At 63.1% G+C, this 16,398-nt stretch carries 11 protein-coding genes; 9 read left to right on the top strand and 2 right to left on the bottom strand.

Features of this window, described 5'->3' with window-relative positions:
- The first annotated feature begins 205 nt into the window (after positions 1-205).
- Positions 206-2,506 carry a hypothetical protein gene (locus tag NKJ73_RS01565; RefSeq protein ID WP_023675446.1) on the top strand — a complete coding sequence of 767 codons (2,301 nt, stop codon included), beginning with the start codon at positions 206-208 and terminating at the stop codon, positions 2,504-2,506.
- Between the two features lie 220 nt (positions 2,507-2,726).
- Here NKJ73_RS01565 and NKJ73_RS01560 read toward each other — a convergent pair whose 3' ends face one another.
- Both NKJ73_RS01560 and NKJ73_RS01555 read right to left on the bottom strand, forming a co-directional pair.
- Positions 2,727-4,370, bottom strand: a complete 1,644-nt coding sequence (locus NKJ73_RS01560) for an MFS transporter (protein WP_352568097.1) — start codon at positions 4,368-4,370, stop codon at positions 2,727-2,729.
- 231 nt (positions 4,371-4,601) lie between these two features.
- Complete coding sequence (locus NKJ73_RS01555) at positions 4,602-5,633, bottom strand: histone deacetylase family protein (RefSeq protein ID WP_352448177.1); 1,032 nt, start codon at positions 5,631-5,633, stop codon at positions 4,602-4,604.
- Between the two features lie 141 nt (positions 5,634-5,774).
- On the opposite strand from NKJ73_RS01555, the gene NKJ73_RS01550 reads away from it, so the two are divergent.
- The 8 genes from NKJ73_RS01550 (at position 5,775) to NKJ73_RS01515 (ending at position 16,364) form a co-directional block, all read left to right on the top strand.
- Complete coding sequence (locus tag NKJ73_RS01550; RefSeq protein ID WP_352568096.1) at positions 5,775-7,478, top strand: amidohydrolase; 1,704 nt, start codon at positions 5,775-5,777, stop codon at positions 7,476-7,478.
- Positions 7,479-7,580: 102 nt separating this feature from the next.
- Positions 7,581-8,675 (top strand): ABC transporter ATP-binding protein, encoded by a 1,095-nt coding sequence (locus NKJ73_RS01545; RefSeq protein ID WP_352568311.1) that lies wholly within the window; start codon positions 7,581-7,583, stop codon positions 8,673-8,675.
- Positions 8,675-9,604: an ABC transporter permease gene (locus NKJ73_RS01540; protein ID WP_023675452.1), complete on the top strand. Its 930-nt coding sequence runs from the start codon at positions 8,675-8,677 to the stop codon at positions 9,602-9,604. The genes NKJ73_RS01545 and NKJ73_RS01540 overlap by 1 nt, the downstream gene beginning before the upstream one ends.
- Entirely contained in the window at positions 9,597-10,409 is an 813-nt protein-coding gene (locus NKJ73_RS01535; RefSeq protein ID WP_023675453.1) for an ABC transporter permease, read from the top strand. Before NKJ73_RS01540 ends, NKJ73_RS01535 begins: the two co-directional genes overlap by 8 nt.
- Positions 10,410-10,436: 27 nt before the next feature.
- Positions 10,437-11,465, top strand: coding sequence for an extracellular solute-binding protein (locus NKJ73_RS01530; protein ID WP_352568095.1), 1,029 nt, complete (start codon positions 10,437-10,439; stop codon positions 11,463-11,465).
- 62 nt (positions 11,466-11,527) lie between these two features.
- Positions 11,528-12,724: a serine hydrolase domain-containing protein gene (locus NKJ73_RS01525; protein ID WP_352568094.1), complete on the top strand. Its 1,197-nt coding sequence runs from the start codon at positions 11,528-11,530 to the stop codon at positions 12,722-12,724.
- A 26-nt stretch (positions 12,725-12,750) separates the two neighbouring features.
- Positions 12,751-13,932 carry a serine hydrolase domain-containing protein gene (locus NKJ73_RS01520; RefSeq protein WP_352568093.1) on the top strand — a complete coding sequence of 394 codons (1,182 nt, stop codon included), beginning with the start codon at positions 12,751-12,753 and terminating at the stop codon, positions 13,930-13,932.
- A gap of 119 nt (positions 13,933-14,051) precedes the next feature.
- Positions 14,052-16,364: a Tex family protein gene (locus NKJ73_RS01515; protein ID WP_023675457.1), complete on the top strand. Its 2,313-nt coding sequence runs from the start codon at positions 14,052-14,054 to the stop codon at positions 16,362-16,364.
- Positions 16,365-16,398 lie beyond the last annotated feature (34 nt).

Below are 16,398 nucleotides of genomic sequence, written 5' to 3'. Positions count from 1 at the left end.
CGCGCCGCCAGCCACTAATGCTCGATCGGTCCCTTCGGCATGACCAGCGCGGTGCCGGCTGTCGTCGGGCGCTCGATCATGCGACGGACGCGAGCGCAGTCCAGCACCGCGCCGACCCATCCGTAAGTCATCCGTAAGTGCGCTCCCTCTATGTCCTGTTTCGAACCAGGCGACATGTCTGCGCCGTACAGAGAGGGAAACGAACATGAGCACGCTCCTTGCACCAATTGTGATTGGCCCCGTATCGGTCTTGAGTACCTCGGTCCGTATCGATGGGCCGCTTCCCGGCTCGAGCATTTCCCTCCTGGTAAATGGCGTACCCGTCCCTGCGGTAAATGCCGGCGCCACAACCAGTACCTTTGTGCCGGTCGCCGCAGGCTCCCTCAACGTGGGGGATGCATTGACCGCACGTTGGACGCTCGGCGCCGAAACCAGTGATCCAAGCCCGGTCCCGATCGTCGTGCTCGGGTATCCCTCGACGCTAAGCGCATTGGTGTATTTGAGTCAGGTGCACGAGTGCGTCGACTGGGTGCTGATAGGCGCAGCCTATCCTGGCGCCACGGTCGAGATTTTCAACGGCGGCGCATTGATTGGCAGCGATACTGCACGCGGAAATGTCGTACCAGTGCGCATTCGCGGGGCGATCCAGGCCAACGATGTGCTTAGCGCAGTGCAGTCCGTTCAGACGCCTGCCGGACAGGTGAAGAGCAGTCAGACCCCGAGCTTGCCCGCCGAACAGACGCCGTATCGGGAAAATACCATGCCGGCACCAGCAGTCGGCCCGGTTCCTGGGTGCGCGCAAGCAGTACCCGTCAGGGGGTTGGCTCAAGGCGCCACCACGAAGGTCCACTTCAATGGCGACGTGCTGGAATATCCTTTCGTCGGTGCCAACCTCCTGGCGCTGCTTGGCCGTGCCGCGCACAATCCGGATGTCTTCAGCGCCACGCAGCACTTCGAGCGCTGCAATGCATCAAGTCCGTCATCTGCCCCTCCGGTGATCGTCGACGAAACCTTGCCGGTTAGAAAGCCCGTAATCGACGCCTCACAGTACTCCTGCCCGGCAGCCCGTGCTTTGCCTATCTCCAATCTCGAGCCCGGCGCGACATTGACGATCCAACTTGTCGATCCGACTTCGGGTGCAGCTACCGTGCTCGGGAGAATCGGAGTCGGCGAGGATGTGAGTTCCGGCCAATACTGGATTCCCGACGTGTCGGCCCTGATCCCGGCCTCGCCACCGTTTCCATCGCTCGTCGTCATCCAGGAGCTATGCGGCAAGACAGCCACATCGGATAAGTTGCTAGTGGTAGGGTCTTACCAGGGCAGCGTATTTCCGCCGACCGTCATGGAGCCTGCATTTGAATGTGCAAGCGGCGCTTTCGTCAACAGCGTCGACAACGCGGTCGTACGTTTGTACTCGGATGCGCCAGATTCTCCTGTAATCAGCAAGCCCGTATTCAGTTTTGGCGGCCTCGTCTGGGTCGAGACATTTCGGCCGTTGCGCGCCGGCGAGCACATTCACGCCGAGCTGGAGCTTACTTGTCAGCCCCTCGCACTTCGGGTCGGGGGCCCGATCAAAGTGTCCGACCTGACCCCACTCAAGACCCCGGATATTCAACAGCCCGTCCGGGTCTTCCAGCGGTTAATTTACGTATCAGGCGTGATTCCCGGGGCGCGCGTGCATGTATTCGTGAACGGGAAGTGGCGCGCCAGCGATACGCCACTTGGTTGGACGACGCTCTTCTTCGGGATTTACGTGGGCAAGCTCAAGGTAGAAGACCAAATTACGGTGATGCAGACATTGTGCACGAAGATGTCTCCGCTCACCAGAGTTCCCGTCAATGTCACCCTCGGGGAAATGCTGCTCTCCGCGGCTCCCCCGTCCCTGATAGCGGGCCAGCCGGCGACGATAACCATCAAAGCAGTCGACGCCGATAACAAGTCCCAATCGGTTGGAGGGACCATATCGCAAGGGGGCGCGGTGGTCGGGGCCACCAACACAGCGTTCACGCTATCTCCGCCGACCGGCCAAGCATCGGTCAGCTTGCAAGTTGCAGCCGTTGGCTACAAGACCGAGACCATCAGTATTCCCCTTACTGCGGCGCCGGTCGTCAAGCCGGCGATGCTGACGATAGCAACGGGTCTCTGGTTCAACGCCACCAAGAAAGAAATCACTGAAATCACCTGGCACCTGCAGGGGCCATCCGGCAGCTTTTCAAAGACCGAAAAGCCGAACGCAGAGCCGGCGTTGGTTCAGTTCGCGTTGCCCAAGCCGGCCGGCGGCGGGTTCACGCCGTTCACTCTCAGCTGCGAGGTCACATTCCAGTTCCAGGATTTCAATTTCATCTCAGGCGTATCTGGGACGAGGTCGAGTGACTTTATCGAGGGAGGCCTCATAAAGCCGTCTCCATCAACCGTCGAGATGTATTGGAGCGGTACCGACCTGACGATCAACTTCCTGGTAAAGTGGATACAGCAGGGCGATTATTTCGTCATAGAGCTCATGTAGTCGAATCGCCAGCGGAAGGGCGTCAGGGTGGCTGGAGCGGTTCATCGTTTCACGGAAACGGCGAACCGCTCTGTCTCTTCCGGACGGAAAACCGTATCACACTTTTCCTGGAATTGCGCTGGAGCGGGATGCGTTCAAATTGAACGGTGCATCCCGCTTTATCTATTTGTTTTAACCGCATTTCTGCGACGTCAAGTGATTCCCTTGGGTGCAAAATGCTTTAATGCTCGATCGGTCCCTTCGGCATGACCAGCGCCGTGCCGGCAGTCGTCGGGCGCTCGATCATGCGGCGGACGCGCGGTGGCTCGTTGCCGCTGTGCAGCGCCCTTATACGCTCGCCGATGACCGCGTCGGCGTAGGTGGCGCGCCGATTGTGGCGGATATATTCGACCCAGGTCGGCGTGTGGTAGTGCTCGATCCATATCGACGGATTTTCGAGATCGCGCGCCAATGTCCAGTTGCGGGCGCCGTCACGTCGGCGGATGCGGCCGCGCTCGGCCATGGTGGCGAGGAATTCCGGTACGTCCTCGTTGCGGATGACATATTCGATCATGATGGCGATGGGACCGCTGCGCGGCTTGAGATCAAGCGCCAGATGCGGCTCCCGGAAGCGGTTGAGCGGGTCGAGGTTGAGCACCGCCTGCTGCGGCAGCGGCAGCAGCAGGCCGATGGCGCCTCCCGCCAGCATGGCGACGCTGGCCGCCATCAGGGCGACTTCGGCGCCATGCGCGTCGGCAACGACACCCCAGACCCAGCTGCCGAGCGCGATGCCGCCGAAGGTCGCGGTCTGATAGACCGAAAGCACGCGGCCAACCACCCAGCGCGGCGTCGACATCTGCACGGTGACGTTGAAATGCGACAGCGCCGTCACCCAGCAGGCGCCGCCGAGCAGCAGGCCGAGCGACGTCTGCCAGGCATGATTGCTGACGGCGGCGTTGAAGGCGCAGACGGCGAAACCGGCGAATGCCATGCGCACCATGGTTTCGCTGGACAGCAGCTGCCGCAGCCTGCCGCTGGTCAGCGCGCCGCCGACGGCGCCGATGCCGAAGGCGCCGAGCATGATGCCGTAGCTCAAGGCATCACCCTTGACGACGTCGCGCGCGACCAGCGGCAGCAATGCCAGGACCGCGCCGGCGCTGAAGCCGAAAGCGGAGCTCCTGACCAGCACCTTGCCGATGTTAGGCGACATGGCGACATAGCGCAGGCCGGCGCCCATTGCGGCGCCCAGCGTCTCGCGCGGCAAGGTCGATGCCGGCAGTTCCGGCTTCCAGCGGGCCAGCACGACGATGAGGCCCACATAGCTCAGCGTGTTGACGGCGAAGGCCGCGGCGGCACCTGCCGCGGCAACGATGATACCACCGATCGCCGGGCCGACGCTGCGCGTCAGGTTGAAGCCCATCGAGTTGAGCGCGATCGCCGCCGGCACCTTGGTGCGAGGCACCATGTCGCCGACCGAAGCCTGCCAGGACGGGCTATTGAGCGCGGTGCCGCTGTCGATCAGGAAGGTGAAGGCGAGCAGCGTCCACGGTGTCATCAGGTCGAGATAGGTGAAGACGGTCAGAAGAGCCGAGACGACGAGCATGAAGATCTGCGCGATCAGCATGACCTTGCGCCGGTTGAAGCTGTCGGCGATGGCGCCGGCCAGCAGCGCAAACAGCATGATCGGCAAGGTGGTCGAGGCCTGGACCAATGCCACCTGGTAGGACGAGGTGGCGATCGTCGTCATCATCCAGGCGGCGCCAACGCCCTGGATGAGGCCACCGAAATTGGAGACGAGGCTGGCGGACCACACCGCCCGGAAGATGCCGTGCCGGAACGGCGCCAGCGCCGAGGCGCTTTCGCTTTCCGGTGTGTCGTCGTTCATAAATGCTTTCCCGGGCTCAAATGCGTTTGTTCTTCCGATCAATCGGCCCCGCAAGCCTGGTTCAAAAAATAGAACATCATTTCGCAAAGGGCGAACGCATTCTGGAAAAACATCATGGTCCAACAACAAGATAGCGGGCAGGTCAGCGCGTGCCGCTGCAGACTGAACGATCGGTCAGGCAGGCGGTACCGCTTGCCGAGCGCTGCCATGTGATTGCAGGCACCGGCGGTTCTAGCGGTCTTCGAAGCCGGTCAGCACGCCGACGGCGTTGATGCCGATCTCCTCGACGGCGTAGCCGCCTTCCATGACGAACAGCGTCGGCAGGCCGAGCCTGGCGATCCGGCGGCCGATCCTGGGATAGTCGGGGGTCTTCAGCTTGAACTGGCTGATCGGGTCCTTCTCGAAGGTGTCGACGCCGAGTGAAACCACGACGACATCAGGAGCATAAGCCGAAAGCCTCGTGCAAGCGTCCTCGAGTGAGGCGTTCCACACGTCCCAGCCGGTGCCGAAGGGCATCGGGTAATTGTCGTTGAAGCCTTCGCCGTCGCCCTCGCCGCGTTCGTCGGCATGGCCGAGGAAGAAGGGATATTCGGTCATCGGATCGCCATGCAGGTTCAGCACCTGAACGTCACCGCGGCGATAGAATATCTCCTGGGTGCCGTTGCCGTGGTGATAATCGACGTCGAGGATCGAAACGCGCCCGGCGCCATGGTCGCGGAACCATTGCGCGGCGACGGCGGCGTTGTTGATGAAGCAATAGCCGCCCATGAAGGCCGCCCCTGCATGGTGCCCCGGCGGGCGGCAGAGGGCGAAGGCGGAAGGCTCACCGGCCTTGACCAGCGCGGCGGCGGTCAGCGCGACGTCATAGGACGACTTGATCGCATCCCATGTGCCTTTGACGAACGTCGCGCCACCGTCGAAGGAGTAGAAGCCGAGCAGCGCATCGATGCCTTTCGGGCGCACGTCGCCGCGAAGGCCGCGCGTCGGCCAGGTGAAGGGAATGGCCGAACCGCTGCGGCCCGACGCTTCCCAGAGCGGCCACACGGTCGGTAGGAAATCGATGTAGTCGCTGGCATGCACCTTCCTGGCGGCGGCGAGGTCGTGGCTTTCCGGCGGCAGGATCGGACCGAGCTTCTCGCTCTCCACCCGCGCCCTGATGAACTCGGCGCGCGAAGGCTTTTCAAAAGCCGGCACGATGGCGCCGGCGATCAATTCGACATTGCCGGAATGGCCGGCATGGAAAGGCGAAAAAACAGTCTTCATGAAATTGTTCCGTGGTGAGACGCGGCAACCCTAACCGTCCTGCACTGCCTTTCACAAGGCGCTGGGCCAACCAGCCATGGCTTGCTGGCCCGGCAGCCGGTCGTCTAGCCTGCCGGCAGCGCAACCGAACCGCGGGTAATCATGAGTTCAAATGCCGACCTGATCGTCACCAATGCCCGTGTGCTGACCATGGACGAAGGCAATCCGACGGCCGAGGCGGTGGCGATAAAGGACGGCAACATCCTGGCGGTTGGCGATCGCCGGACGATCGAGGCGCTGAAAGGGCCGGCCACGAAGATCATCGATGCGCAAGGCGGTTCGGTGGTGCCGGGCTTCATCGAAGCGCATATGCACCTTTTCGGCGGCGCGGCCGAACTCGACAATCTGCATCTTCAGGGCGTGCATGGCTTCGATGCGCTGAGCGACGCGATCCGCGCCTACGCTGCGGCACGGCCGAACGCCAAATTGCTGCTTGGGGCCGGCGTCGACTACACCATCCTTTCCAAGGAAGAGCCGGTCACCCGCCATCATCTCGACCGCATTATCCCCGACCGGCCGTTCGCCATGTCTGCTTCCGATCACCACACGACGTGGGCCAACACCAAGGCGCTGGAACTGGCAGGCATCCTGCACGGCAAGCAACTCGGCCCCGGCAACGAGATCGTCATGGGCGCCGACGGCCTTGCGGCGGGCGAATTGCGCGAGGGCGAGGCGTTCGGGCCGATCCTCGAGCTTTCCGGGCAGAATCGCGTTCGGCTCGGCCTCGCGACAGGCGGTGAGCCCGACCCATACCCTTCCGCCGCTGAAATCGCGGCCGACCGCGACCTGATGCATCGCGGGCTGGAATGGTGCGCCCGCCACGGCATCACCTCAATCCAGAACATGGACGGCAATCTCTACCAGCTCGAACTGCTTGCCGGGTTGGAGCAGGAAGGCCGGCTGCTCTGCCGCACCAAGATACCGTTCCACTTCAAAAATTTCATGTCGCTCGACAGGCTGGAAAAGGCATCGAGCATGGCCAGCTCCTACCAATCGGAATGGCTGTCGTCCGGCATGGTCAAGGTGTTTTATGACGGCGTGCTGGAAGGCTGGACCGCGGTCATGGTCGACGACTATGCCGACCGGCCGGGCTGGCGCGGTGAGCCGCTGTTTACGCCGGAGCATCTCGCCGAGGTGGCGGTGGAGGCCGACCGGCGCGGGCTGCAGGTCGCCGTGCATTCGATCGGCGACGGCGCGGTGCGCGCGGTTCTGGACGGTTACGAGGCGGCGCAGCGGAAGAACGGCAAACGCGACAGCCGGCACCGGGTCGAGCACATCGAGGTCACCACTGCCGCCGACGTGCCGCGCTTCGCCGAACTCGGCGTCGTCGCCTCGATGCAGCCGCCGCACCCGCCCGGCGCCATGGACTTCCCGCTGGAGCCGACGCTCTCGCGCATCGGCCGCGAAAGATGGCCGCTCAGCTATGCCTGGCGGACGCTGAAGCAGGCGGGTGCGCATGTCGTCTTCGCTTCCGACTGGCCGGTGTCGCGGATCGAGCCGATCCTGGGCATTCAGGCGGCGATGCTGCGCAAACCTTGGGCAGACGGCGTTCCCGACCAGAGCTTCTCGCTGTTGGAAGCGCTTGCGGGCTATACAGTCGAAGGCGCTTATGCCGAATTCATGGAGCACCGCAAGGGCCGGCTGAAAACCGGCTATCTGGCCGATCTGGTGGTGCTGTCGGCCGATATCGAGACAACTGAACCGGGTTTGTTACACAAGGTGCATCCGGTGACTACCATCTGCGGCGGCAAGATCAGTCATCAGGTTGATGATGGGGCTGACGATGGCACGGAGCTTGCGTTCTGAACCGAGATTCAGATGCATGGTTGCCAAGCCGACCGGCATATGCTGACAATCGAATGGGAACTGGATCCGCCAACAAGAGCGGACATGAAAATGGGGAAGTGCGTGCCGGATCAGCCGGGTAAGAGTGCAATCGAAGTCCGCGGCGTCCGCAAGGTGTTCGGTACCGGGGACGCACAAGTCGCCGCTCTCGACACGGTTTCGGTGTCGATCCGCGAGAACGAGTTCTTCACGCTGCTGGGGCCGTCGGGTTGCGGAAAGACGACGCTGCTTCGGCTGATCGCCGGCTTTGACTTCCCCAGCGAAGGCGAAATCCTGCTGCACGGCCACGACATCGCGCCGCTGCCGCCGTTCAAGCGGCCGGTCAACACCGTGTTCCAGTCCTATGCGCTGTTCCCGCACATGACGGTGGCCGAGAATATCGGCTTCGGGCTGGAGATGCTGGGCAAGCCGAAAGCCGAAATCAAGGCGCGCGTCGCCGAGATGCTGAAGCTGGTCAAAATGGAGGCGCTGAGTGCCCGCCGCACCAGCCAGATCTCCGGCGGCCAGCAGCAGCGCGTGGCACTGGCCCGCGCGCTGGCGCCGCAGCCAAAAGTGCTGTTGCTCGACGAGCCGTTGTCGGCGCTCGACTACAAGCTGCGCAAGGAGATGCAGATCGAACTGAAACGGCTGCAGCACCAGACCGGCATCACCTTCATCTTCGTCACCCACGACCAGGAGGAAGCGCTGACCATGTCGGACCGCATCGCTGTGATGTCGGCCGGTAAGATCCTGCAGGTCGGCACGCCCTGGGACATCTACGACAAGCCGGCGGAGCGCTTCGTTGCCGACTTCATCGGCGAAACCAATTTCCTGACCGCAGCCATCACCGACATCGGCAACGGCAAGGCTCGCGCGACCCTCAAATCCGGCGCAACGATCGACGCGACCGTGGCTGAAGGCTTCCAGCCGAAGGATAATGCTACCGTGGTGGTCAGGCCGGAACACGCCAAGCTGACCAGCGGCAAGGGCGACCTTTCGGGAACCATCGAAAACATCGTCTATTTCGGTACCGACACGCATATTCATGTCCAACTGGACAGTGGCGAAGCCTTCACCGTGCGCCAGCAGAACACGCGCAGCGCAGGCTGCGGTTTCGAGCGAGGCGACAAGGTCGGCGTCTCGATCGGCAACGACGCCGCGCAAGTGCTGAGGGATTGATGGCGAGCGCGTTTTCCCAAGCTGCATTGTTCGAAGCAGAGGCGGAGAAGGCCAGCGCCAGGCGCCACCGCCTGCTTTCGTTGCCAGCTTTGATAATCATCGGCATTTTCGGCGTGCTGCCGCTTCTCATCATCGTCATCTACTCATTTCTTGCCGCAGCACCCTATGGCGGCGTGCAGTGGCAATTCTCGACCGACGCCTATCTGAACTTCCTGTTCCAGCGCGACATCTTCGACGACACGCTGCAGTTCACGCCGGATTTCCTGATCATCTATCTGCGCTCGTTCGTCTTCGCCGTGGTGACGACGGTCATCTGCCTGCTGCTCGGCTTTCCGACAGCCTATTTCATGGCCACGCGACCGCCGGCGCAGCGCAACTGGTGGGTGCTGCTGATCACCATCCCGTTCTGGTCGAACCTGCTGGTGCGCACTCTTGCCATCATGTTCATCATCCGCGACGAGGGCCTCATCAACAACGCACTGATGGCTCTGGGGGTGATCGAGAAACCGATCACCATGCTCTACACCAACTTCGCCATCCAGCTCGGCCTGTTATACTCGTTCCTGCCGTTCATGGTGCTGCCGCTCTATTCCAGCCTGGAGAAGCTGGATTTCCGGCTGGTCGAGGCCGCCTACGATCTCTATGCGACCCGTCGGCAGGTGCTATGGCGGGTGATCATCCCGCTGTCGCTGCCCGGCATCATCGCCGGCTGCCTGCTTGTGTTCATTCCGGCCCTCGGCGCCTATGTGACGCCGCTGATCCTCGGCGGCGGTATCCACCTGATGATCGGCGATCTCATCGCCCAGCAATTCGGCTCCGGGCGCAACTGGCCGCTCGGCTGCGCGCAGGCGCTGATCCTGATGGCAGCGGTGCTGGTGGCGCTCTACTTCTATGTCCGTAACACGTCGGGGAAGATGAGGCATGGCTGACCCCCGCAGCGCCGATATCAAGGACCAACCGGGCTTCCGCTCGATCGCCATCATCTGCCTCTGCGTGCTCTACGCGCCGATCCTGATCCTGATGATCTTCTCGCTGAACACCGGGTCTCTGGTCACGCGTTGGGAAGGCATCGGGCTCGGTTGGTATGGCAGTGCGCTGCTCAACCAGGAATTCCACAACGCCGCCAAGAACACGCTGATCATCTCTGTCACCGCCACGATCATTTCGACGATCGCCGCGACGCTGGCGGCGATCGGCATGACCCGGGTCAAGCCGTGGCGCGGGCTGTCGGCCGCCTTCATGGTCATCAACCTGCCGCTGATGGTTCCGGAGATCATCACGGCGGTGGCGACGCTCTCGTTCTTTGCGCTGATCGCGGGCACTCTCGGGCTCAATTTCGGCATCGGCAATCTGATCCTCGCCCACACCGTCTTTTGCATTCCTTTCGCCTATATGCCCATCCGGGCGCGTCTCGAGGACATGGATCTGACGCTCGAAGCTGCCGCGGCCGATCTCTATGCCACGCCCTGGCATGCTTTCAGGCGCATAACGCTGCCATTGCTGGTTCCCGGCATCCTGTCGGGTGGGGCGCTCGCCTTCATCGTCTCCTTCGACGATTTCACCATCACGCAGCTGGTCGCCGGCCCCGGGCAGACGACGCTGCCCCTCTACATCTGGAACCAGATCAGGCGGCCGATGACGCCGGAGATCAATGCCATCTCCACCATCCTGCTGCTGGTGTCGATCCTGTTCGTCTCGATATCGTTCCTGATCGCGCGCCGCCGCGCCAAGTGAGTCAATGGGAAGGCAAAGGAGACTGTGATGTCTAGGAAACTGATGGCTGCCGTTTCGACGGCAGCACTTTTATGGGCAGTACCTGCACTCGCCGATGGTGAGCTGCACATCTACAATTGGGGTGATTACACCAACCCCAAGCTGATCGAGAAATTCGAAAAACAATACAACGTCAAGGTGACGCTGGACGACTACGATTCCAACGAGACCATGCTGTCGAAGGTGCGCGCCGGCAATTCCGGCTACGACATCGTCGTCCCATCCGACTACACCGTGAAGATCATGATCGATGAGGGCCTGCTCGAAAAGACCGAGCCCAATGCGATGCCGAACGGCAAGAACCTCGACCCGCGCTTCGTCGACATCTACTGGGACAAAGGCCGTCACTACACCGTGCCGTGGCAGTTCGGCACCACCGCGTTCGAAGTCAACACCGACAAATACAAGGGCGACATCGACACGCTGGCAATCCTGTTCGACCCGCCGGACGAGTTGAAAGGCCAGATCAACATGCTCGACGATGTCAACACCGTGATGCACGCGGCCGAGCGCTATGCCGGTGTGCCGCGTTGCGGCGCCGACAAGGCCAATCTGAAGAAGGTCAACGACATTCTCATGGCCGCCAAGCCGTCATGGAAGACCTTCAGCTACGACACCATCACCAAGATCACCTCGGGCGATGTGATCGTCACGGAGGCGTGGAACGGCGCAACCTATCGTGCGCGCCAGAAAATCCCGGCGATCAAATACGCCTATCCCAAGGAGGGCATCGAAGGCTGGATGGATAATGTGGCCGTGCTGAAGGGCGCCAAGAACCTCGAAAACGCCAAGCTGTTCCAGGACTTTGTCATGGCTCCGGAAAACGCCGCGCTGATTTCGGAATTCGCCGGTTACGACAACGGCATTACCGGGAGCCACAAATTCCTGCCGCCGGACTTCGCCAGCGCGCCGGAAATCAATCCGCCGGCCGGTGCGCCGACTGCGGAATTCGTGCCACCTTGCCCACCGGAAGTGGTCGAGATCTACAACAAGATCTGGACCAATCTGCGCAAATAGGCTCGACGTGGGATCGATCGAAGGGAGGCTTCGGCCTCCCTTCTTTGCGACAAGGGGATTGGATGAAATCTTATCGCAACAGCGAACCGGCGCCGCCGATCATGCAGGGTTCGCCGCCGCGGATGGTGCCGCCGAAGCTCGACTGGGACCGGCCGCCATGGAACCGCTGGGCGTTTCAGCACATCCGCGAATTTCTGCCGACCGTCGAAGTCTGGCGCGGCAATGGCCATCGGCATCGCTTCGAGCGCGCCGAGGTCGATCTCGACGCGCTGCCGGTGAACGACAGCATGGGTCAGCCGACGACACTCGCCGGACTGCTCGATGAGACCTATACCGACGGGTTTCTCGTGCTCAAGGACGGCAAGGTCGCCTATGAGCGCTACTTCAACGGCATGACCGAGCGCACGCTGCATCTTTCGCAGTCGATGGCGAAGTCGGTCACCGCCTCGGTGTTCGGCATACTGGTCGGGCGCGGGCTGATCGATCCGGCTTTGCCGGTGACGACCTATCTGCCGGAGCTGGAAGCGACCGGCTGGGCAGGCGCCAGCGTGCAGCATGTGCTCGACATGACGAGCGGGGTGCGCTTTTCCGAGGAATACACCGACCCCTATTCCGACATCGGCCAGGTCGATGTCGCCACCGGCTGGAAGCCGGTGCCACCGGACAGCGATCCGGCCTTCCGCTGGCCATCGCATATGTTCGAACTGATCCTGGGGCTCAAGGAGAAAATCCGGCCACACGGCGCCGCCTTCGAATACCGCTCGATCGAGACCGACGTGCTTGCCTTCATCATGGAACGGGTGAGCGGCAAACGGCTGGCGCAGCTGGTTTCGGACGAACTCTGGCAAAAGCTCGGTGCGGATGAAAGCGCCTGCTTCACCGTCGACAGCGCCGGCTACGCCATCGCCGACGGTGGCTTCAACGCCACGCTGCGCGACTATGGCCGCTTCGGCCAGCTGATCCTCGACAATGGCGGCGAAATCGTGCCGGCCGACTGGATCGAGACGACACGCAATGGCAGGCATGGGCCGGATTTCAGTCCCAGCCTGCCGGAAGGCAGCTACCGCAACCAGTTCTGGATCGAGGACCCGCGCTCGCGCGCGCTGATGTGCCGGGGCGTGTTCGGGCAGCTGATCCATATCGACTGGGATACGAAAATGGTCGTGGTGAAGCTTTCGAGCTATCCGGATTTCACCAACATCGGCTATTCGGTGGGGACGCTGAAGGCCGTGCATGCCATTGCCGCGGCGCTCGCCTGAACCTCAAAGAAATCCGCAGGATCACCATGACCGGCAAGACCGCGTTCGAAACCAGATACGGCTTTGCCCGCAAGCAAGTGCTGCTCGGCAACTGGCGCGAAAGCCCGTTCAGCCGGTGGTCGTTCCAGAATGTCGGCGAGTTGGTGCCGAGCGCTGCCGTGGCGGCAAAGCCGGGCAGCAGCGAAGCGCCGGCCCAGGATTTCGGCGGGTTACTTGGTGAAAAGGTCGCTCTTGCAGGCGGGGCGGAGACGGTCGCGGCGTTTCTCAGGCGCTCCGATACCGACGCGCTGACGATCATGAAACGCGGCAAATTCGTCGGCGACTGGTCCGCGCCGCATATGGAGTTTGGGGCGCGCCACCTCGTCTTTTCGATCAGCAAGTCGCTGACCGCCATTGTTGCCGGCATATTGGAAGGCGAGGGGATTTTCGATCCGCAGGCACCGGTAAGCCGCTATCTGCCCGAAGCCGCCGGCTCGGCCTATGGCGATGCGCGTGTGCGGCACGTGCTCGACATGAGTGTCAGCCTCGATTTCGAAGAGGCCTATCTCGATCCGGAAAGCGCCTTCGCCCGCTATCGCCGCGCCATGCTGTGGAATCCGGGCGGGGGCACCGAGAGCCTGGCCACTTTCCTCATGACGCTGCAGGGTCTGGCCGAGCCGCATGGCCGGACGTTCCGCTACCGTTCGCCCAATTCCGACCTGCTCGGCATCCTGCTCGAACGTGCGTCTGGCCGGCGTTTCGCCGATCTGATGCGCGAAAAATTATGGGAGCCGCTCGGCGCCGTCGGCGATGCCTCGGTGACAGTCGACACGGAAGGAACGGCGCGCACCGCCGGCGGCATTTCGGTGACGCCGCGCGACCTTGCACGCGTCGGCGAGATGATGCGGCAAGGCGGCGCAGCCAATGGCCGCCGCGTCGTGCCGGAAGCCTGGGTGCGCGACACGACCGAAACCGGCGGTGACGCCGAGGCCTGGCGGCGCGGCACGATGGCGTTCCTGTTTCCGCGTGGCCGCTACCGCAACAAATGGTACCAGACGGGCGCGGCAAGCGGCGCCGTCTGCGGCATCGGCATCCACGGCCAGTGGCTTTACGTCAATCCGAAGGCCGAAATGGTAATCGCAAAGATGTCGTCGCAGCCGGTACCGGTCGACGATCCGCTCGATTTGGATATGATATCTTTCTTCGAGGCGCTGAGCCGGATGGTCTGATCCATCCAGACAGCCCGACCTTTCCTGTGGACCTCTCGCCGGGTTGAAAATGGCGCAGTTGGCGCGGCAGTGCTCTGCGCCTATGGTCGCTGCTCGTTTCGACTAGCGACAGGTACGACATGGCAGCCGACATCAAGCGCATCGCAACCATCATAGCCGCCGAAATCGGCGCGCGGCCCGAACAGGCTGCGGCGGCGATCGGCTTGCTCGACGACGGCGCGACCGTGCCGTTCGTGGCGCGCTACCGCAAGGAGGTCACCGGCGGCCTCGACGACACGCAGCTGCGCGACCTTGCCGAGCGGCTGGCCTACCTGCGCGAACTCGACGCGCGCCGCGACACCATCCTTGGTTCGATCCGCGAGCAGGGCAAGCTGACCGACGAGCTCGAGGCAAAGATCGCTGCGGCCGGCACCAAGGCCGAACTCGAAGACATCTATCTGCCTTACAAGCCGAAGCGCCGGACCAAGGCCGAGATCGCACGCGAGCGCGGGCTCGGGCCTCTGGCGGAAGCTATTCTCGCCGACCGTACGGCTGTACCCGCCGAGCTGGCGCTGGCCTACATCAGCGAAGACGTGGTCGATACCAAGGCGGCGCTCGAGGGTGCGCGCGACATCCTGTCCGAACAGTTCGCCGAGAATGCCGATCTGGTCGGCAGATTGCGGACCTACATGAAGGAACGCGCCTTCCTGCGGTCGCGCGTCGTCGACGGCAAGCAGGAGGCGGGCGCGAAATTCTCCGACTATTTCGACCATGTCGAGCGCTGGGCCAACGTGCCGAGCCATCGCGCGCTGGCCATGCTGCGCGGCCGCAACGAGGAGGTTCTGTCGCTCGACGTCGAAGTCGATGCCGATGACGCCTCTCCGGTGAAACCGGTTGAGCGGATGATCGCCGACGCCTACGCCATCGGCCGCCAGTTGCCGGGAGACCGCTGGCTGATGGAGGTCGCCGGCTGGACCTGGCGCATAAAGCTGTCGCTGCACCTGACGCTCGATCTGATGCGCGATCTGCGCGAGCGGGCCGAAGAAGAAGCCATCCATGTCTTCGCCCGCAATCTCAAGGATTTGCTGCTTGCCGCGCCTGCCGGCTCGCGGCCGACGATGGGGCTCGATCCGGGCATTCGCACCGGCGTCAAGGTGGCGGTGGTGGACGGCACCGGCAAGCTGCTGGCGACGACAACGGTCTATCCGTTCCCGCCGAAGAACGATGTCCGCGGCACGCAGGCCGAACTGGCCAAGCTCATCCGGCTGCACAAGGTCGAGCTGATTTCGATCGGCAACGGCACCGGCAGCCGCGAGACCGAAAGGCTGGTGGCCGACATGCTGGCTGACATGCCTGCCGGGTCCGGGCCGAAGCCGCTCAAGGTGATCGTCAGTGAAGCCGGCGCCTCGGTCTATTCCGCCTCGGCAACGGCGGCGGCGGAATTTCCCGGCCTTGACGTGTCGCTGCGCGGGGCAGTGTCGATCGCGCGGCGCCTGCAGGATCCGCTCGCCGAACTGGTCAAGATCGAGCCGAAGTCGATCGGCGTCGGCCAGTACCAGCACGACGTCGATCAGTACCGCCTCGGCCGCTCGCTGGAAGCGGTGGTCGAGGATGCGGTCAACGCCGTCGGCGTCGATCTCAACACGGCCTCAGCGCCGCTTCTGGGGCGGGTTTCGGGTCTCGGCGCATCGCTGGCCGAGGCGATCGTTGCGCATCGCGATGCCTCCGGCCCGTTCGCCAGCCGTCGCGAACTGTTGAAGGTCTCCCGCCTTGGACCCCGCGCGTTCGAGCAATGCGCCGGCTTCCTGCGCATTCCAAACGGCAGCGAACCGCTCGATGCGTCAGCGGTGCATCCGGAAGCCTATGGCGTGGCCAAGAAGATTGTTGCGGCCTGCGGGCGCGACGTCCGCTCGCTGATGGGCGACAGCGCCGCACTCAAGGCGCTCGATCCGCGCGTCTTCGTCGATGAGCGCTTCGGCCTGCCGACGGTGCGCGACATCCTGGCGGAGCTGGAAAAGCCCGGCCGCGACCCGCGCCCCGGCTTCAAGACCGCGACTTTTGCCGATGGCATCGACGACATCAAAGATCTGAAGCCCGGCATGCAGCTTGAAGGCACTGTCACCAATGTCGCCGCCTTCGGCGCCTTCGTCGATATCGGCGTGCACCAGGACGGACTGGTGCACGTCTCGCAACTAGCCGACCGTTTCGTCAAGGACGCGCATGAGGTGGTCAAGGCCGGCGACGTGGTCAAGGTGCGTGTCGTCGACGTCGATATCAAGCGCAAGCGCATCGGTCTGTCGATGCGCAAGGATGGCGACGCTGGCGCACCGAAGCCGCGCGACAATGGCAGCAGGCCGGTGCCGCGCGCGCCCGCGCCCCAACGCCAGCCGGAGCGGCCGGTGCAGCAGGGCGCGTTCGGCGCCGCTTTGGCCGATGCGTTGAAGCGGAAGTAATTTCGCGAGCCGGGCTGCGCCGCCAGGTCAGACG

The sequence above is a fragment of the Mesorhizobium sp. M0074 genome (genome assembly GCF_040322975.1).
In the GTDB taxonomy this organism is placed as follows: Bacteria; Pseudomonadota; Alphaproteobacteria; order Rhizobiales; family Rhizobiaceae; genus Mesorhizobium.
This window is presented reverse-complemented; position numbering and strand designations above follow the sequence as displayed.

Bases quoted from the DNA above. Each gene is read 5' to 3' on its own strand.
- NKJ73_RS01565 (WP_023675446.1), top strand. From the start codon at position 206: ATGAGCACGCTCCTTGCACCAATTGTGATTGGCCCCGTATCGGTCTTG.
- NKJ73_RS01560 (WP_352568097.1), bottom strand. From the start codon at position 4,370: ATGAACGACGACACACCGGAAAGCGAAAGCGCCTCGGCGCTGGCGCCG.
- NKJ73_RS01555 (WP_352448177.1), bottom strand. From the start codon at position 5,633: ATGAAGACTGTTTTTTCGCCTTTCCATGCCGGCCATTCCGGCAATGTC.
- NKJ73_RS01550 (WP_352568096.1), top strand. From the start codon at position 5,775: ATGAGTTCAAATGCCGACCTGATCGTCACCAATGCCCGTGTGCTGACC.
- NKJ73_RS01540 (WP_023675452.1), top strand. From the start codon at position 8,675: ATGGCGAGCGCGTTTTCCCAAGCTGCATTGTTCGAAGCAGAGGCGGAG.
- NKJ73_RS01535 (WP_023675453.1), top strand. From the start codon at position 9,597: ATGGCTGACCCCCGCAGCGCCGATATCAAGGACCAACCGGGCTTCCGC.
- NKJ73_RS01530 (WP_352568095.1), top strand. From the start codon at position 10,437: ATGTCTAGGAAACTGATGGCTGCCGTTTCGACGGCAGCACTTTTATGG.
- NKJ73_RS01525 (WP_352568094.1), top strand. From the start codon at position 11,528: ATGAAATCTTATCGCAACAGCGAACCGGCGCCGCCGATCATGCAGGGT.
- NKJ73_RS01520 (WP_352568093.1), top strand. From the start codon at position 12,751: ATGACCGGCAAGACCGCGTTCGAAACCAGATACGGCTTTGCCCGCAAG.
- NKJ73_RS01515 (WP_023675457.1), top strand. From the start codon at position 14,052: ATGGCAGCCGACATCAAGCGCATCGCAACCATCATAGCCGCCGAAATC.